General features: G+C 60.4%; 16 protein-coding genes. 9 read left to right on the top strand and 7 right to left on the bottom strand.

Going from position 1 to position 15347, the window contains the following annotated elements; genetic code table 11:
- The first annotated feature begins 35 nt into the window (after positions 1 to 35).
- From R3E77_01600 to R3E77_01590, 3 genes are all read left to right on the top strand, one after another.
- Complete coding sequence (locus R3E77_01600; GenBank protein ID MEZ5498103.1) at positions 36 to 2240, top strand: TonB-dependent siderophore receptor; 2205 nt, start codon at positions 36 to 38, stop codon at positions 2238 to 2240.
- 88 nt (positions 2241 to 2328) lie between these two features.
- Complete coding sequence (locus tag R3E77_01595) at positions 2329 to 3045, top strand: SIMPL domain-containing protein (protein ID MEZ5498102.1); 717 nt, start codon at positions 2329 to 2331, stop codon at positions 3043 to 3045.
- Between the two features lie 22 nt (positions 3046 to 3067).
- Entirely contained in the window at positions 3068 to 3427 is a 360-nt protein-coding gene (locus R3E77_01590; protein MEZ5498101.1) for a gamma-glutamylcyclotransferase family protein, read from the top strand.
- On the opposite strand, the gene R3E77_01585 is transcribed toward R3E77_01590, so the two are convergent.
- The 7 genes from R3E77_01585 to R3E77_01555 all read right to left on the bottom strand — a co-directional run bounded on the left by R3E77_01585 (position 3424) and on the right by R3E77_01555 (position 9749).
- Entirely contained in the window at positions 3424 to 4041 is a 618-nt protein-coding gene (locus R3E77_01585) for a rhomboid family intramembrane serine protease (GenBank protein ID MEZ5498100.1), read from the bottom strand. The genes R3E77_01590 and R3E77_01585 overlap by 4 nt on opposite strands.
- Positions 4042 to 4085: 44 nt before the next feature.
- The gene (locus R3E77_01580) at positions 4086 to 5003 is read right to left on the bottom strand and encodes a hypothetical protein (GenBank protein ID MEZ5498099.1); all 918 of its coding nucleotides are present in this window, start codon (positions 5001 to 5003) and stop codon (positions 4086 to 4088) included.
- 21 nt (positions 5004 to 5024) lie between these two features.
- Positions 5025 to 6695: a hypothetical protein gene (locus tag R3E77_01575; protein ID MEZ5498098.1), complete on the bottom strand. Its 1671-nt coding sequence runs from the start codon at positions 6693 to 6695 to the stop codon at positions 5025 to 5027.
- An 89-nt stretch (positions 6696 to 6784) separates the two neighbouring features.
- Positions 6785 to 7612, bottom strand: a complete 828-nt coding sequence (locus tag R3E77_01570; GenBank protein MEZ5498097.1) for an FAD:protein FMN transferase — start codon at positions 7610 to 7612, stop codon at positions 6785 to 6787.
- A gap of 105 nt (positions 7613 to 7717) precedes the next feature.
- On the bottom strand, positions 7718 to 9052 hold the full coding sequence (locus R3E77_01565; protein ID MEZ5498096.1) for a DUF3570 domain-containing protein: 1335 nt from the start codon (positions 9050 to 9052) through the stop codon (positions 7718 to 7720).
- Positions 9043 to 9273 (bottom strand): DUF4266 domain-containing protein, encoded by a 231-nt coding sequence (locus R3E77_01560; protein ID MEZ5498095.1) that lies wholly within the window; start codon positions 9271 to 9273, stop codon positions 9043 to 9045. Before R3E77_01560 ends, R3E77_01565 begins: the two co-directional genes overlap by 10 nt.
- A 20-nt stretch (positions 9274 to 9293) precedes the next feature.
- Complete coding sequence (locus tag R3E77_01555; protein MEZ5498094.1) at positions 9294 to 9749, bottom strand: TlpA disulfide reductase family protein; 456 nt, start codon at positions 9747 to 9749, stop codon at positions 9294 to 9296.
- Between the two features lie 173 nt (positions 9750 to 9922).
- On the opposite strand from R3E77_01555, the gene R3E77_01550 reads away from it, so the two are divergent.
- From R3E77_01550 to R3E77_01525, 6 genes are all read left to right on the top strand, one after another.
- The gene (locus tag R3E77_01550) at positions 9923 to 10960 is read left to right on the top strand and encodes a glycosyltransferase family 2 protein (GenBank protein ID MEZ5498093.1); all 1038 of its coding nucleotides are present in this window, start codon (positions 9923 to 9925) and stop codon (positions 10958 to 10960) included.
- Between the two features lies 1 nt (position 10961).
- Positions 10962 to 11339 carry a GtrA family protein gene (locus R3E77_01545; GenBank protein ID MEZ5498092.1) on the top strand — a complete coding sequence of 126 codons (378 nt, stop codon included), beginning with the start codon at positions 10962 to 10964 and terminating at the stop codon, positions 11337 to 11339.
- Positions 11336 to 12148: a ChbG/HpnK family deacetylase gene (locus R3E77_01540; GenBank protein ID MEZ5498091.1), complete on the top strand. Its 813-nt coding sequence runs from the start codon at positions 11336 to 11338 to the stop codon at positions 12146 to 12148. Before R3E77_01545 ends, R3E77_01540 begins: the two co-directional genes overlap by 4 nt.
- Positions 12106 to 13266 carry a glycosyltransferase family 39 protein gene (locus R3E77_01535; GenBank protein ID MEZ5498090.1) on the top strand — a complete coding sequence of 387 codons (1161 nt, stop codon included), beginning with the start codon at positions 12106 to 12108 and terminating at the stop codon, positions 13264 to 13266. Before R3E77_01540 ends, R3E77_01535 begins: the two co-directional genes overlap by 43 nt.
- 91 nt (positions 13267 to 13357) lie before the next feature.
- On the top strand, positions 13358 to 14659 hold the full coding sequence (locus R3E77_01530) for a hypothetical protein (protein ID MEZ5498089.1): 1302 nt from the start codon (positions 13358 to 13360) through the stop codon (positions 14657 to 14659).
- Positions 14660 to 14724: 65 nt separating this feature from the next.
- A complete protein-coding gene (locus R3E77_01525; protein ID MEZ5498088.1) occupies positions 14725 to 15318 on the top strand; it encodes a glutathione S-transferase family protein in 594 nt (197 codons plus the stop codon).
- Positions 15319 to 15347 lie beyond the last annotated feature (29 nt).

Raw genomic sequence — 15347 nt, 5'->3', positions numbered from 1 at the left:
CATCCGAATTGGGCGCATACGCGAAAGGGGTCGCCATGAATGCCAAGATCCGCCGAGTCATTTTCTGCTCCCTTGCGCTACCGTGGTTGGCCGCCGGAACGGTTTCCGCCCAGACCACGTCCGAGGGTGCTGATGCCTCAGACACGTCAACGCCCGTCGAAACCGTCCGTACGGAGGTCGACGGCATCACGACGGTGATCGTCACCGCGAAGCACTATGTTCCGGAAGGCAGCGTGTCGGCGAACAAGAGCGATATTCCGCTCATTGAAACGCCGCAATCGGTTTCCGTGATCACTCGCGACCAGATGGATCTGCTGAATTTCATCGATTCGCAACAGGCGGTGCGCTACACGGCGGGCGTGCACGGCGAAAACTATGGTCCGGACCTGCGCTACGACTTTTTGACGGTGCGCGGATTCACTCCGAAGCAGTACATCGACGGGCTGGCGGCACCTATCTCGACGACAATCTACAGCGTCGGTCTCGATCTGTACGCGTTCGAGTCATTCGACTTGCTGAAAGGTCCGGCGTCGGTTCTCTATGGCAATGCGCCCCCCGGAGGCATCTATAACCAGACCACGCGCCGCGCATCCGATCGAGCCGGCGGCGAGATCGGCCTGAAATACGGCGAAGACGATTACAAGCAAGTATTCGGCACCTGGACCGGGCCGGTCGGTGATGCGGTGTCGGTACGCTTTACCGGGCTTTACCGCGACCGCGACGCCGAGCGCGATCTCGTCAGTGCCAAGCGTGCGCTCGCTGCCCCAACCTTTACCTGGAAGATCGGGCCCAATACCTCGTTGACTGGACTCTTGTACTACCAGCACGACGAGGTCAAGGGCGATACCAACGGTTTCCTGCCGGTCTATGGAACCCTTCTGCCGAACCCGATTGGCCGGGTCGACCCCGGCGTCAATCTTGGCGACCCAAACAATCTCTACAAGCGACGCCAGTACGCCGTTGGCTGGGATTTTGTCCATCAGTTCAACGAGGCTGTCACATTCCACTCGAACCTGAAGTGGGGCAAGTACCGCGAACGATCACCAACGGTCATCTACGGTGGTGGCGGGTTGATCAATACCACGGACGCCTCGCAAGCGAGTTATTTCCGTACAGTCCAGCAGTTCAACTTCAGCTACGCGGAGGACGTCGACAGCCTGGCGACCGACAACCGGTTCGATTTCGGGTTCGCGTCTGGCTCGGTCGAGCACAAGATGGTAGCTGGCGTCGATTACCGCAAGGTCGACAACGTGGCTGCTTTCGGTTTCATCTTTGCCAATACCATCGATCTTTTCGATCCGGTTTACGCGCCTCAGGCAACGCTCGAACCCGGCTATCCATTCAATTTCAACGATGAGTCATTGAAGCAGACCGGCGTCTATGTCCAGGATCAGATGAAGTTCGGCGATTTGTATCTCCTGGCCGGCGGACGCTACGATTCCGTGAAGATCGACAACAATCTCGCAGCGCCTGCGACTTCCACTGATCAGCACAAGTTCACCTACCGCGTGGGCCTCAACTATGTCGCGGAGAATGGCGTCGCGCCGTACGTCAGCTATGCGACGTCATTCGAACCCGTGCTCGGCAGCGATTCGGTGACCGGCGAGGATTTCAAGCCAAGCAGCGGCAAGCAGATCGAAGCGGGCGTGAAGTTCGACGCGCGTGGCCTTGGTGACGATGTACGACTGTTCGCTACGGTCGCGGCATTCAAGATCATACAGACCAACGTCGTCAGCACGCTGCCGTCCATTACGCCGGTTTTTGGGACGCAGAGCGGCGAAGTCGAGGTCAAAGGCGGCGAGCTCGAGTTCGTCGCGCGTCTGCATGAGCAACTTTCCATCAACGGTTCGTACAGTTACACCAAGAGCGAAGTCACGAAGAGCGGCACGCCGGAGGAAATTGGCTCGCCGCTTCCGACCACGCCGAAGAACAAGTGGTCATTGTTCGGCGACTACACGTTCCAGCGCGGCCAGCTGGCGGGGTTCGGCTTTGGTCTTGGCGTGCGCTACAACAGCGAGAGCGCCGGCGCACTGCCGGGACCGTTCAATCCGGTGGTCTATTTCGGCGAATCGGTTACCTTGTTCGATGCCATCGCTCACTACGACACGCCGGATTGGCGCGTCGCACTCAATGGCTCGAATATCACCAACAAAGAGTACACGGCGCGATGCAGCGGCCCGGCCGGCTGCACCTACGGTGCTGGCCGCCAGGTGATCCTGACTGCCACCCGCAAGTTCTGATTGAGCCGGCCACCGGTACTCCACCGCATCGTACGACGGTATAAAATGGGCTCCAGCGCACCACCCGGGTGCCCTGGAGCCCTCGCCTATGGAAAGTCCGGTCAAGAGTTCCTTCATCCTCGGCGCATTCATCTGCGCCGGGCTTGCCATCATGGGTTATCTCCTGGGATCGAGCGCAATCCGATTCAAGGAATACGAGCGATTCGTTGCCGTCAAGGGACTCTCGGAGCGGGAGGTACCGGCGGATATCGCCGTCTGGCCGATCAATTTCTCGGGCGCCAACAGCGCGCTCACTGCGCTCTACACACAACTGCAGACCGACAGTCAGCAGATCGTCGACTTTCTGATCGCCCGGGGATTCTCGCGCGATGAGGTGACGGTTGCCGCGCCCAACATCACCGACAAACTGGCGCAGCAATACGGTGGCAACGAGAACGTCCAGCTGCGCTATACGGCCAACCAGACGATCACGGTGTATTCGAACAAGATTGATCTGGTGAGAAAAACCCAGAACGACCTTGCGGAGCTTGGCAAGAAGGGCATCGCCTTCGCCGGCGGCGACTACCAGCATCGCACGGAATACCTCTACACCAAGCTCAACGACATCAAGCCGGGCATGATCGAAGAAGCGACCCGCAAGGCGCGTGAAGTCGCGGAGAAATTCGCCGCCGACTCCGACAGTCGCCTGGGCAAGATACGCAGCGCCAACCAGGGCCAATTCAGCATCAACGACCGCGACAGCAATACGCCCTACATCAAGAACGTGCGCGTGGTCGCGACCGTCGAGTACTACCTCTCGGATTGACGCGCACCCGGGAGGCCGGCCGATGCCCTGGTTATTTTCTTACGGCACCTTGCAGCAGACCGACGTGCAGCTTGCCACCTTCGGGCGCAGCTTGACCGGTTACGAGGATACGCTGCCGGGCTACAGGGAGGAATTGTTGCGCATCACCGATCCGGAGGTCATCGCGACCAGCGGCAAGACGCACCATCCCATCGTCACGCCGTCAGGCAATGCAACTGACGTCGTGGCCGGAACGGTATTCGAAATCAGCGACAGCGAGCTCGAGGCGGCGGACCGCTACGAAGTCGCCGACTATCAGCGCGTCGCGGTCACGCTGCGCTCGGGCCGCGCCGCCTGGGTGTATGTGGATCGACGTTTTGCGGCGGCGGTAATCGAGATCTAGCGAAAACGCGCGCGGCGTGCGCGCAGCAACACGAGGTAGGCCCCCAGCATGCCGCCGAGATGCGCGAAGTGTGCAACGCCCGAGGCCGTGCCCGTCACACCCTGCACGAGCTCGGCAATGCCATAGAGCGTGACGAACAACCACGCGCGCATCGGGATCGGCGGAAAGATCAGCATCAGCTGGCGCTGCGGATACATCAGGCCATAGGCGAGCATCACGCCGAAGGCGCCGCCCGAGGCGCCTACCGTGGGATAGACGCCGTTCGCAATTGTCGAAGTGACCACGATCAGCTGCACGATGCCGGCGGTGAGTATGCTTGCTGCGAACAGGGTTGCGAAATTCTGCGATCCCAGGCCCAGCTCCACGTCGCGGCCAAACATGTAGAGCGCGAACATATTGAAGAATATGTGCATGTAATTGCCATGCAGGAAGGCATAGGTAATCAGCTGCCAGGGCTGGAATCCGACATCGCGGCCGAGTTCAGGGAAGTAGTGCTGGCCCGCAGGCCAGAGCGCATAGGACCCGAGCAGTTGATCAGGCGAGAGCATTTGCAGCACGAAGACCGCAATATTGGCAACGATCAACCCGCGCGTGACGGGCGGCAGCGACGGCATGTCAGCAGAAGTCCTTTACGCGGCGACGCGACGAGGCGTGCCGCTCAATTGGCGGCGGCTTGCCGCCAGTGGAGATTGAGCACCCAGTGCGTGCCGAGCCCCTCGTGCACGAAGGGTTCTACGACCGCCTGCGCGACAAGCGCGCCGGCGTCGAGTGTCAGGTGCCAGGGCATGTATGTGATACCCGCTCCGAAGACGACATAGGGATCGCCAAAATGTTTGCCCGCGCCAGTCGCCTCGGTATTGCCGGCCAGCACGAACCCCGGTCCGGTTATTGTGCCGTCCATTGCCCTGCGCGGCAACGGCATGGCCAGGAGCAGTTGGGGCGAGATGAGCCAGTTTGCGCGTCGCCATGGTTTTTCCACGCCCAGAAACGGCACGACGTGACGGTAGGTCGCGCTGTAATCCACCGTGCCGTTGAGCCCCGTGTCGGGTCCCGACAATAGTTGGTAATCGAAGCGCATGGCGGCGAGCTGGAGCTGTTCGTAGAATGCGCCCGCCCGCCAATGAAATGGGCCGAAGCGCCCCGATTCGTAGCGCCCGGTGAGCGCTGCACCCACGCCCCATTGACGCAGCTCTCCCCGATTGCCATTGAAGACGGCATCGACCGGCGCCGCGAACGGCAAGGCGTCGGTGAAAAGCGGTTGCAAGGGCCGGCGATCGCTGCTTGCGCTCACCGAGACCCGATCGTAAAACCCAAAACCGAGGACGCCGATGCGCTCGGACAACTGGCGGCCACCGCCGATGCCCAGCATCGGCCCATCAGCGTCGATACCGCCGGTGCGCGTCAGGGTGCCACCCAGGGAAACATCGAACGCAGCGATGTGGCCGTCGGCGTCGGACGACCACAGGGGCAAGGTGGCGAGGCGATCGTCCATCAGGGACTCGGCCAGGTGTTCGATGGCGAAGTCCATGTCGTGCGCTGCCTGCGCGGCAGGCACCGAAGCCAGCGTGGTAGCCATTAACCAGATGGCTCGTCGCATCTAGAAGCTTCTCTTGGTTTCGATGACGATCTGCAATTTGTCGATGCTCGAATCGCCGTCGAGGGGAAAAGCGAAGTCGACATGCAGGACGTTGCCGAGCGCGGAACGGTTGTTGCCGAAACGCAGGCCGAAACCGATGTCGCGCAGCAGACCCTGCGGTGCGCTGCCGAGCGGGTTGTCGCCGATGGACTCGCCCATGTCGTAGAAGATCGCACCGCCGACATTGAAGAGGCGAAACGGGAACCAGTTCGAGAACATCCGCTGCTCGATGGTGAACAGCCAGCGCCCCTCCCCTGCCTGATAGCGCAGTGGATAGCCCCGCAAGCCGTTATCGCCACCCAGCAACAGCTGGTGGTCGACGTCGAGGTTGCGCGTGTAATCGACGCCAAGTCCGACGTACAACAATCGGCGCGGCGTCTGGCGAAAGTAATAGCGGGCCGACGCGCTGGCAACGCCATCGCGAATCTCGCCACTGTGCAACCGGCCGTCTAGCGAAAAATTGCTGAGCAGCAATTGACGTTCGTCGAGGTCGAAACCACGGGCGAGACTGGCGTCGAAAATCATTGCGTTGTCGGTTGCACCCAGACCGGTCGCGGAATACCCGAGCCGCGCCACGGCATGCCAGCCCAGGGCCAGGTCTTCGGTGCGCTCGATGAGGTCGCGATTGCGATCGGTGCGGTACTCGTCCTGCACCAGCTCCCAACCGATCCAGGGATAGGACAGCGTGCGGTCGGCTGGCAGTGCGGCCGGTTGCACGAGGGAGCCCGGATCGGTCGCGAATCGGTCGCGCTGATAGTCGTAGCCCACGCGCCAGCGTTGCGTCCAGCCATCGCGCAGTCCCGCCGACCAGCCGGCCCAGATGCCGGCCGCGCGGTTGTCTGTCTGGAACGAGTAGCTGACCTTGCCAAGATCGTAAATCGAATCGACACGCTCGTCCTTAACCGCAGTAATCCCAAGACCCCAACGGCTGTCGAGCGCATAGAACGGATGATCGATCGCGAAATCCTGGCGTTTCCCGTCGCTGTTGTCGGCAAACTGCGTGCGCACCCCCCACCAGCTACCGAACAACTGCCGATCTGCGAATTGCACATAGCGTGAGTCGCGGTCGAGCCCGGACTTGTATCCGAATGACAGCTGGCTGCCGTAGCCCAGCAGGTTGAGTTCTTCGATTTCGATGCCGCCCGTATTCTTGCCGCCCTTGCGGCCATAGGACAGGCCGGGATTGAGCGTCCAGACATCGCGGGTGATGACTTCGATGTCCACCCTATTGTCGTGATAGGCAATCGGCCGGATGTAGGCGTTCTGCAGGTAACGCGTGGTGCGCAGGATACGTTCCGATTCCTCGAGGCGGCGCGGATCGTAGAGCTCGCCTTCGTCGAACAACAGCTGCACGGCGACGGTATGGTCCCGGGTGCGAATATGCAGCCGGTTGGCCAGGCGAAAAAGTTTGGTGTTCTCTTCCGGCCGCTTCGTATCGAAGATGTTGAGCGCGCGAACGGTGACCTTGCCGATGCGCGCGCCAGCCGCGACCAGCGCGGCATCGTCGGGGACTGATGCCGGGCGCGCATAGTCCTCACGACTCATCCGCGAAGTGATACTGGGCAGCACCGCGTCCGCGGCGTATGCCAGATGCCCCAGCGTGATTGCGCCGAGCAAAAGAATCGGGCGCATGAGCCCCGTGAACCTGGCTGACAAAGCAATGGACATTAGGGAGTTAGACGGTCGCTGGCCGCAGATCCCGTCGCAAAGACGCAATTATTCTAGTGCAGTGCCCAGAATTTGACGCCTTGCTGAGTGAGGAATCGCTCGGCGTCGGCCCCATGGAGCATTGCGAATGTGGCCAGCATGCCCGCCTCGAGACAATTTCCTGCTGCGACCGTAATCGACCGAGGGGCACCTTTGACCGGCCATCCTGTATGCGGATCGAGAATATGACCGTAGCGTACACCATTGCGCTGCAAAAAGCGGCGTGTGTCGCCGCTCGTTGCCAGGCCGCCATGCTCCAGCGACAGAAGCAAGCGTGCCTCCCCTTCAAAATCGGGGCGCTCCACGGCAACGCGCCAAGGGCCTGCCGCCGGCGTCCGGTTCGCCGCCAGGTCGCCACCTAAGTTGACCAGCACGGCGCCCGAATGGGATCGAGCGAGCAATGAGAGTACCCGGTCGACCGCGTACTCCTTGCCGATGCCGCCAAAGTCGATTTCCATGCCCTGCGGCAGCGTCATGTTTGGTGCTTTCCAGGTCAGCCGGTGAAAGCCGACGTGGCGCCGTGTGGCTTGTACCTTGGCCGGCGTCGGAAGGCGATCCGATCCGTCGAATCGCCAGCAGCGCCGCAACACGCCGCTGGTGATGTCAAAGCGGCCGCCGGATAGCCGGAAACATTCCTGAGCAAAATCGAGTAACAGGGCGGTTTCGGCGTCGACCGTGACGGTAGCCCCGCCACTTTGATTGATGCGACTGGTTTCGCTGTCGCTGCGGTAGCGACTGAACTTCTGTTCGATGCGGCGCGTCTCGCGCAGTGCGATCTCAGCGAGGTCAGCTGCCCTGTCGGCATCATCGGTTTCGACAAGTACTTCGCAGGGGCTGGCCATGGCCGTGAAGCCGAGCGCAAAAAGTCCCCCGTCCCGGCGCTGCAGCGATAACTCAGCTGGCGCAGACCTCGCTCGAGCTGCAGGCGTCATCTGCTCTCGCCGCCGTCAGTACGCAAAGCGCCAACCCACCTGCAACACGATGGATTTGAGGTCCGGGTTCAGATCGAGTCCCTGAAGATTCAACAGGGTACTGCTCTTCAGCGCAGGTGTCTGCGCGTATTGCTCGATGCGCAGGCTGAATTCAGCATTGCGCGCGTAGCTGTAACCCAGTTTGATGCCATAGGTGTGCGCGCGAAATTCCGCCAGGCGTGGATCGGCCGACAGATCGACCGGTACCGGCGCGCCGCTGTCGAGATACAGATCGTAGAACTTCGCCGCGGTCTGGCGGTAGTTGCGCAGATGCGGTTCGAGATACAGGTTGTCGGACAACGGCAGGTGCAGGCGCAGATCCGCCGTATGCGATTTGATGTCCCAGTCATCCTTCGCATATCGATACGAAAGGTCCAGGACAGCGCGACCAACCGCGATCTTGTTGCCGAGGTACAGCGCCTGCCGTACGCGGGAATCCGGGCGACTCTCGAAGCGATACTGCTGGACATCGCCGAGCGCGTCCACCAGGGAAACGATCTTGTACGGATCGGTGAGATAGCCGTTGGATCGTTCATAGGTGTAGTTGAGCTGCGCCACCCAGCGTCGCGCCAGCACCTGCGAGATCCCAAATTGTCCGCCAAACAGTTGCTTGTGTTCGCTGCCCCCCTTCAACAACTGCGTGTAGTCCGAGCCCGCGACCGGAGCACCGCCGATAGGCTTGACGCGATCGTATTCGGCCGTGGCACCAATTGACACGGTTGTCAGCTTGTCGTTGAAATCGTGGCTTAGCGCTGCATTCGTCCCGATGGAGTCGAAATCATGTTCGATGGACGCATGGCCGCCAACACTCAGGTGATTCGACTCACCCCAGGGCTGGGTCCAGGCGAGATCCAATGCGCCACGTTGATCTTTGAAGTTTGGATCGAGTGGCAACGCGCCCGCAGGCACATCGTACAGGGTGATTTTCTCCAGCGCGGCGACAACGCGACCCGAGGCAGTGGTAATGGTCTGCGGCACGCCTTGCACTGGCTGGAGACTGGTGCCCGAGGGCGTCGCGAAAGTCTGGGGCTGGCGCGATGGAATGGCGCCATTGGGGGATCCGCCGGTAAGACTATCGAAGGTGAGCGTCATGTTGAGCTGGCGCTCATCACCATAGTCCTTTTGCAGGTTGACGACCGGCTCGACGGTCTCGATCCGATCGTTGTTCTCCTTGTAATAGAGAAGCCCGGTGTCGACCTGCCACTCACCAGGTTCGGCCGCCTTGCTGGGCGGCGACTGCGCGGCAAACAACGCGCAGGTAGCGGCCATAAGGCCGAGGTGTACGCTGCCGTGCGTCGATTTCAGTTGCATCCGCAACCTCCACCGCCGAAGCCACGACCGCCGGTGGCTGCTTCCTTGCTGAAATAGAGGTGGTCGTCAATGCGTGAGTCGACCGCTTCGCCTGCCAAGGACATTTCACGTTGCGCGAGCAAGTCTCGCTCCCAGGCGCGAACCCCGAGCGAACTGCAGCCACCGAGTGTGGCGAGGCCAAGCAGCAGACAGCTGGCGCGGAATATTTGTGGTCTGGTCACGCGTGATCTCCGGTTATCGTTTAGTGATTTTCGAGTAAGGCGCGAATCTCGCGATAGCGGCTATCCTTTTCGCTGTCGCGGAATCCCTTGTGTCGGGCAACGATGCGGCCTGTACGGTCGAGCAGGAAACTGGTCGGCATGCCGCGAACGTCATAATGCAGGGCCGCGTCACCAACAGGATCAAAGCGCAAGGCAAACGTCGGCGCGAAATGACTGAGGAACTCATCCGCCAACTTGCGATCGCGATCGACATTGACCGCTACGACGACGAAGTCGCTATTCGAGAATTCACGCTGTATCGACTGCATCCAGGGGAAGGATTTGCGACATGGCGCGCACCATGACGCCCAGAAGTCGACATAAACGACCTTGCCTTTGAATTGTTCGAGTTGCAGCGGATCGCCGCCCGCCCCATCGCTCGCTACGGCCGCGGGTCCGATCGAGGCAAACGTCAAGGCGACTGCCAGCATTGCCATGCGCACGCCGGGTGTCTCCGCAAATGCATTTGTTAATGACAGTGACAGCCGTCGCGAACGAAAGTCGTCGCAGATTACGGAAAGTTAATGTCGCTGGAATGCGCCACGTCGGCAATTTATGGCGCGATGGACCGTCCAAGAACGCAGGACCGGCCACAAAACGGAACTTGCGGATGCAGCAATCAGTGGCGCTTGTCGCCAGCACCGAGGTCATGGTGTCGCGCAGACGGCGGCAGAGCGTATCGTGTGTCGTTCCCGTCTTCAACGAGCAGTCTTCAATCGAGCGGTTCCTTGCCGCATTGGCAGCCAGTGTGTCGGCGACCACTCCGGATTTCGAGCTGGTGGTCGTCAACGACGGCAGTAATGACGAATCTGCCGCACGTATACTCGGTCTGCTGCAATCTCTGCCGATTCATTACATAGAATTCTCCCGGAACTTCGGCAAGGAAGCAGCGATACAGTCCGGGCTCGACGCCGCCCGTGGCGACGGCGTGATCATAATCGACGCAGATTTTCAGCATCCGCTGGAAATTGTGCCGCAAATGATCAAACGTTGGCGCGAAGGCTATGACGCGGTGATCGGTGTGCGCCGCGACCGGCGGGGTGACAGCGTATGGCGACGCCTATTCTCGCGATGCTTCTACGCACTGGTCGACCATAACGGTCACTATCGCATTCGTCATGACTCCGGAGACTTCCGCTTGCTGGATCGACGTGCAGTCGACGTTTTGCGGCGCATTCCGGAACGCTCGAGATTCATGAAAGGGCTGTACGCCTGGGTGGGCTTTCGCAGTATCGACATCGAATACGACGTCGCACCGCGGATTGCCGGCAAGAGTCGGTTTCGAATCATCGATCTGATCGATTTGTCGATAACGGCAATCACGTCATTCTCCGTGCGTCCGGTTCGGATGCTGTCAATCGCCGGCGCTATGCTGGCCGTCGTCGCATTGGCGTTCGCGCTATATGTCATGCTTGAGAAGCTGGTTTATGGTCAGCCGATCGCGGGCTTTACGACACTCGCAGCCGCGCTGTTCTTCTTTGGCGGTATACAGCTGATTGGCCTCGGAATACTCGGTGAATACATCGCGCGTATTTTCGAGGAAGTCAAGCAGCGGCCACTGTATGTAACAGCCAACGAAATCGATCAAGGCCTTGGCTCGCCCCGCGAAGGTTTGCAGACATTGCGCGCCGCGAAGACAGGCGCCTAGCATGCGCCAGCTATTCTGCTTTGCCCTGATTGGCTGCGCTGCGGCATTGGTACACCTGTCGGTCGCCGTCGCTGCTGCCGAATGGCTGCAACTGCCACTCCAGGCGGCCAATTTGGCGGGATGGACTGCCGCCGTGATGACGAGTTACCTGGGGCAGTCTCGTTACACCTTTGCGGTACGCACCAGAACCATACGTCACTTGCCACGCTTCGTGGCGGTGGCATTCTTGTCCTGGTCCATAACGGCAACGGTCGCTGCCATGACTCGGCATGCGGGCGCGTCGCTGACCGCAAGTTTTGCGACGGGTATAGCACTCGCAGCGTTCTGCACCTACGTTCTGGGGCGAAACTGGGTGTTCGCGTACGAGCGAAACACATGAACGACGCCTATGCACGAGGACGGTTTTTTGTTTGTGCCGACGACTTCGGCCTCAATGCGCCTGCCTGCGACGCAGCGATCGAGCTGGCGTGGTCAGGTCGGATCAGTGCCATCAGCGTTCTCATCGACAGCCGGCACACACGATCCAACGCCGCCGCCCTGCGGCAGTTGCGCAATTTCACGTCGATTGGTTTGCACTTCAATCTGACCGAGAGACTTGGCACGGACAAGTCATCGAACGCAGCTCGGTCACTGCAATACTGGATCTGGCAAGCGTATATGCAACCGGTATCGACGGCACGCGTCGCAGCTGCGGCATTGACGGCACAGCTCGACAAGTTCGAGCATGACCTGGGATTTGCACCGGAATTCATCGACGGACATCGTCACGTTCATCAACTGCCAGGCATCGGCCTGTCGGTCGCACAATTGGCGCACCAACGTTACGGTGAACATTGCGCCATTCGCCTGACCGCGCCGGGCATCGATCGCGGCATCAAGGCCAGCTGCATCAAGCAACTCGGCGGTAGTCGCATGCTTCGCACTGTCAACGAATTCAAGCTCGCGCATAACAAGGATTTTGCGGGTGTTTATGACTTTTCGACCGACCCGCCATATGCATTTCGAATGAAGCGGTGGATTTCTGAATTGGCCGATGGCGGACTGATCATGTGTCACCCGCAGGTACCGGACCAGGACGCCAATCCGGCCCGCGTCTCGGAGTATCTCTACCTGCGCTCGGAACAGTGGCGAAAACTGCTCGCCTCATGCTCATTGACACTGGCACCATTTCGCACGACAGAACTTTGAACGACCTGCCGGGGAGCATCAGCGGCTCCGGCGATCGGGCACTGTGGTTGTTTTGGTTGTACCTGGTGGCGTTCGTCCTCGTCTGGATGCTACTGCCGCTCTGGCTTCGAACAGAGCCACCGGGGGACAACCTCGAGCAGCTTGCGTGGATGCAACATCCTGCGCTCGGCTACACCAAACATCCACCGTTGCCGACCTGGCTATTGTGGCTCGCGAGCCAGGTCGCGCCACCTGGCATCGCTTTGACCTATGTGCTCGGTGCCGTGATGGTCTGCTTGACACTTTACGGTAGCTGGCGACTGGCTGAAGACTTGCTGGGCCACGGCAGTGGCTGGTACGCAGTCCTACTTTGCACGCTGATAACCTATTACTCGAAGCGTTTGTGTTTTTTCAATCACAACAGCGTGCTGCTTGCCTGCACTGTCTTCGCATTGCTCGTACTGGTAACCGCCCTGTCCAGAAATCGAACGCGTGATTGGGTGTTACTCGGTGTCGTGTGGGCTGCGGGCATGCTCAGCAAGTACCAAATGGCAATCACGATCATCTGCAACCTGGCGGCGATTGCATTGCTATTAGGCGGCGCAGGCAATCGCATACGTGCGCTAGTTACCTCCGGAACTACAGCTCTGATTCTGTTTACACCGCACCTGCTCTGGCTGGTTCATCACGATTTTCCGCCGTTGCACTATGCTGCAGGGTTTGTCACCGCAAACCTGCCGATTTGGCAACGTCCCTGGCGGATACTGTCATTCAGCGCATATCAACTGGCGCGCCTTGCGCCGCTGCTCGCATTCCTGCTTCTGGCCGGACTCTTCAGGCGCACCCACCAACAGGACACCGGGTGGCATTTGCTGCAGCTGCAGCCACATCCGCAGGCGCGACCGTTGCTTGCAATCCACGCGCTGGGTCCATTTGCTCTGATGCTGCTGCTCGCGATCTTCTTCGGTACCGATCTCGAAACCCATTGGGGTACCGCCTATCTATGGGCCACGCCACTCTTGTTACTTGACAGAGGCCTAAGACCACGACTGGCAGCCGTGCCGACTTGCAAGGCCATTGCTATTGCGGCGGTCGTTCAAGCGGTCGTTATCGTGGAGTATGCGCTCCCCGGCATGTGAATACGATTTGCGGTAAGTACCTAGTGTCGCTACCTGAACTCGCAACGCATCTGCGAGTCCACACCAGCAGCCACGACACGAGGGAGCCTGTATGACTCGTTACATCGCGCTGCTTGGCCTGTTGCTCATTCAATCCGCCGCGAACGCCGTGCCAAGTTTTGCCCGCCAACTCGGCGGCGTTCCCTGCCAGACCTGCCACACGGCATTTCCCGAACTCAATGCCTACGGCCGATGGTTCAAATTGCACGGCTACACTGCGGCTCAGCCCGAACGCAAGGGACTCGACAACCTTCCGCTGGCGTTGATGGCGCAGTTGAGCATTACACAGACACGACACTTCGGGAACGATGTCGCGGACGAGTTCCCGCATGACGGCCAGGTGATTCTCCAGCAGGGCAGCGCGTTCGTGGCCGGCCGCATCAATGCTCATGCAGGAGGCTTTGCGCAATTCACCTACGATGGTATCGAACATCACACCGGGCTCGATCTTCTCGATGTGCGCGCAGTCTGGAATCCGAAACTAAACGGCCACGATCTGCTGCTTGGCATCACAGCCAATAACAGTCCGACGATGGCGGATGCCTGGAACAGCTTGCCGGTGTGGGGATTTCCGTACGCGGCCTCGAGCGTCGCGGCGGGAGCCTCGGCCAGCACCTTGCTCGATAGCGGCATGCAACTGGCCGGCCTCGGTATGTACGCCATGCTCGACAACCGCTGGTATGGAGAACTGGGCCTCTACCGTAATGGCGAGCCGGGGCTGGCGCGCGTATTCACGCTCGGCAATCCGGTCGAGAGCCTGGTCGATGGCAATGCGCCTTACCTGCGCGTCCTGTGGCAGCACGATAGTGGCGCGGCATCGTATACCGTCGGCGGCAGCGCTCTTCGCGCGGATCTGCAACCGGATATCGGTCTGACCGACGGGCCGACGGATCGCTATACCGATATTGGCCTCGACAGCCAGTTGCAGTACACGTTGGCGGATTCGGTGCTATCGGCGCACACCAGTTATACACATGAGCGACAGCAACGAGATGCGAGTTTCGCTGCGGGTCTGTCCGGGACACGCACCGGATCGTTGAACAGCTTCAAGCTCGACGTGGGCTATCTGCTGCACCACCGCTATGGCGCTACCCTGGGCTACAGCGATATCGGCGGCGACGCGGATGCACTTCTATATGCGGACGATGCGCCCGTCACGGGAAACCTCAGCAACCGACCCGACACCCGCTGGCTCACGGCGGAATTCGATTTCCTGCCGCTGCCCAATCTGAAATTCTCAGCACAACTGACGCACTTCCTGCGCTTTAACGGCGCGGTCAGCAATTACGACGGCTTCGGGCGCAGCGCCTCGGACAACGACAGTCTCTTTGTGCTGGGCTGGCTGATGCTCTGAAATCGCGCTTGCCTCGCGTACTGTATACATGTACAGTTCGCGCCTGGCCGTCAAGGGAGGCAAGCATGAAGTTCTTCTGGTGCAAGAACACCCGCGCTTTTCGCATCGCCTGGCTGCTCGAGGAGTCCGGCCTCGACTATGAACGCGTGAACATCGACATCCGCGACGAGGTGGCGCGGGGCAATGCCGCCTTTCGTGCCGCCTCGCCGATGGGCAAGGTTCCGGCCCTCGCCGACGGCACTGACGGCCTGTGGGATTCCGGTGCGATCTGCATCTATCTCGCCGACCAGTATCCTCGAGCCGGCTTGGGCCCGCCGGTGGGTCACGCCGATCGCGGCCGATTCCTGCAATGGACTCTGTATACCAACTCCGTCATCGAACCGGCCATGATGGAAAAATTCAGCAAGGCCGCACCCAACTCCGCATCGGCGGGCTGGGGGAGCTTCACGCTCATGCTCGACACATTGCGCGCCGGGTTGGGCGGCGGACCGTGGATACTTGGCGACAAGTTCAGCGCCGCGGACGTGCTCCTCGGCACGTCCTGCCACTTCATGCGCAAATTCGGCATGCGGGACCAGGATGCCGTGCTCGATGCCTATGTGGCGCGCTGCATGGCCCGGCCCGCCTGGCAGCGAGCCGAGAGTTTCGACGCGTCCTAGAATAGCGCCCGACAAACAACATCCAGTCA

Source organism: Steroidobacteraceae bacterium, assembly GCA_041395505.1.
GTDB lineage: Bacteria > Pseudomonadota > Gammaproteobacteria > Steroidobacterales > Steroidobacteraceae > JAWLAG01.
Note: the sequence above shows the minus strand (reverse complement) of the source record. Positions and strands in the feature narration are given on the sequence as shown.

Excerpts from the sequence above, each read along its gene's own strand:
- R3E77_01590 (MEZ5498101.1), top strand. The coding sequence starts at position 3,068 with ATGCCCTGGTTATTTTCTTACGGCACCTTGCAGCAGACCGACGTGCAG.
- R3E77_01545 (MEZ5498092.1), top strand. The coding sequence starts at position 10,962 with ATGCGCCAGCTATTCTGCTTTGCCCTGATTGGCTGCGCTGCGGCATTG.
- R3E77_01600 (MEZ5498103.1), top strand. The coding sequence starts at position 36 with ATGAATGCCAAGATCCGCCGAGTCATTTTCTGCTCCCTTGCGCTACCG.
- R3E77_01530 (MEZ5498089.1), top strand. The coding sequence starts at position 13,358 with ATGACTCGTTACATCGCGCTGCTTGGCCTGTTGCTCATTCAATCCGCC.
- R3E77_01565 (MEZ5498096.1), bottom strand. The coding sequence starts at position 9,052 with ATGCAACTGAAATCGACGCACGGCAGCGTACACCTCGGCCTTATGGCC.
- R3E77_01550 (MEZ5498093.1), top strand. The coding sequence starts at position 9,923 with ATGCAGCAATCAGTGGCGCTTGTCGCCAGCACCGAGGTCATGGTGTCG.
- R3E77_01595 (MEZ5498102.1), top strand. The coding sequence starts at position 2,329 with ATGGAAAGTCCGGTCAAGAGTTCCTTCATCCTCGGCGCATTCATCTGC.
- R3E77_01585 (MEZ5498100.1), bottom strand. The coding sequence starts at position 4,041 with ATGCCGTCGCTGCCGCCCGTCACGCGCGGGTTGATCGTTGCCAATATT.
- R3E77_01575 (MEZ5498098.1), bottom strand. The coding sequence starts at position 6,695 with ATGCGCCCGATTCTTTTGCTCGGCGCAATCACGCTGGGGCATCTGGCA.
- R3E77_01535 (MEZ5498090.1), top strand. The coding sequence starts at position 12,106 with ATGCTCATTGACACTGGCACCATTTCGCACGACAGAACTTTGAACGAC.
- R3E77_01580 (MEZ5498099.1), bottom strand. The coding sequence starts at position 5,003 with ATGGCTACCACGCTGGCTTCGGTGCCTGCCGCGCAGGCAGCGCACGAC.
- R3E77_01555 (MEZ5498094.1), bottom strand. The coding sequence starts at position 9,749 with ATGGCAATGCTGGCAGTCGCCTTGACGTTTGCCTCGATCGGACCCGCG.
- R3E77_01540 (MEZ5498091.1), top strand. The coding sequence starts at position 11,336 with ATGAACGACGCCTATGCACGAGGACGGTTTTTTGTTTGTGCCGACGAC.
- R3E77_01570 (MEZ5498097.1), bottom strand. The coding sequence starts at position 7,612 with ATGGCCAGCCCCTGCGAAGTACTTGTCGAAACCGATGATGCCGACAGG.
- R3E77_01525 (MEZ5498088.1), top strand. The coding sequence starts at position 14,725 with ATGAAGTTCTTCTGGTGCAAGAACACCCGCGCTTTTCGCATCGCCTGG.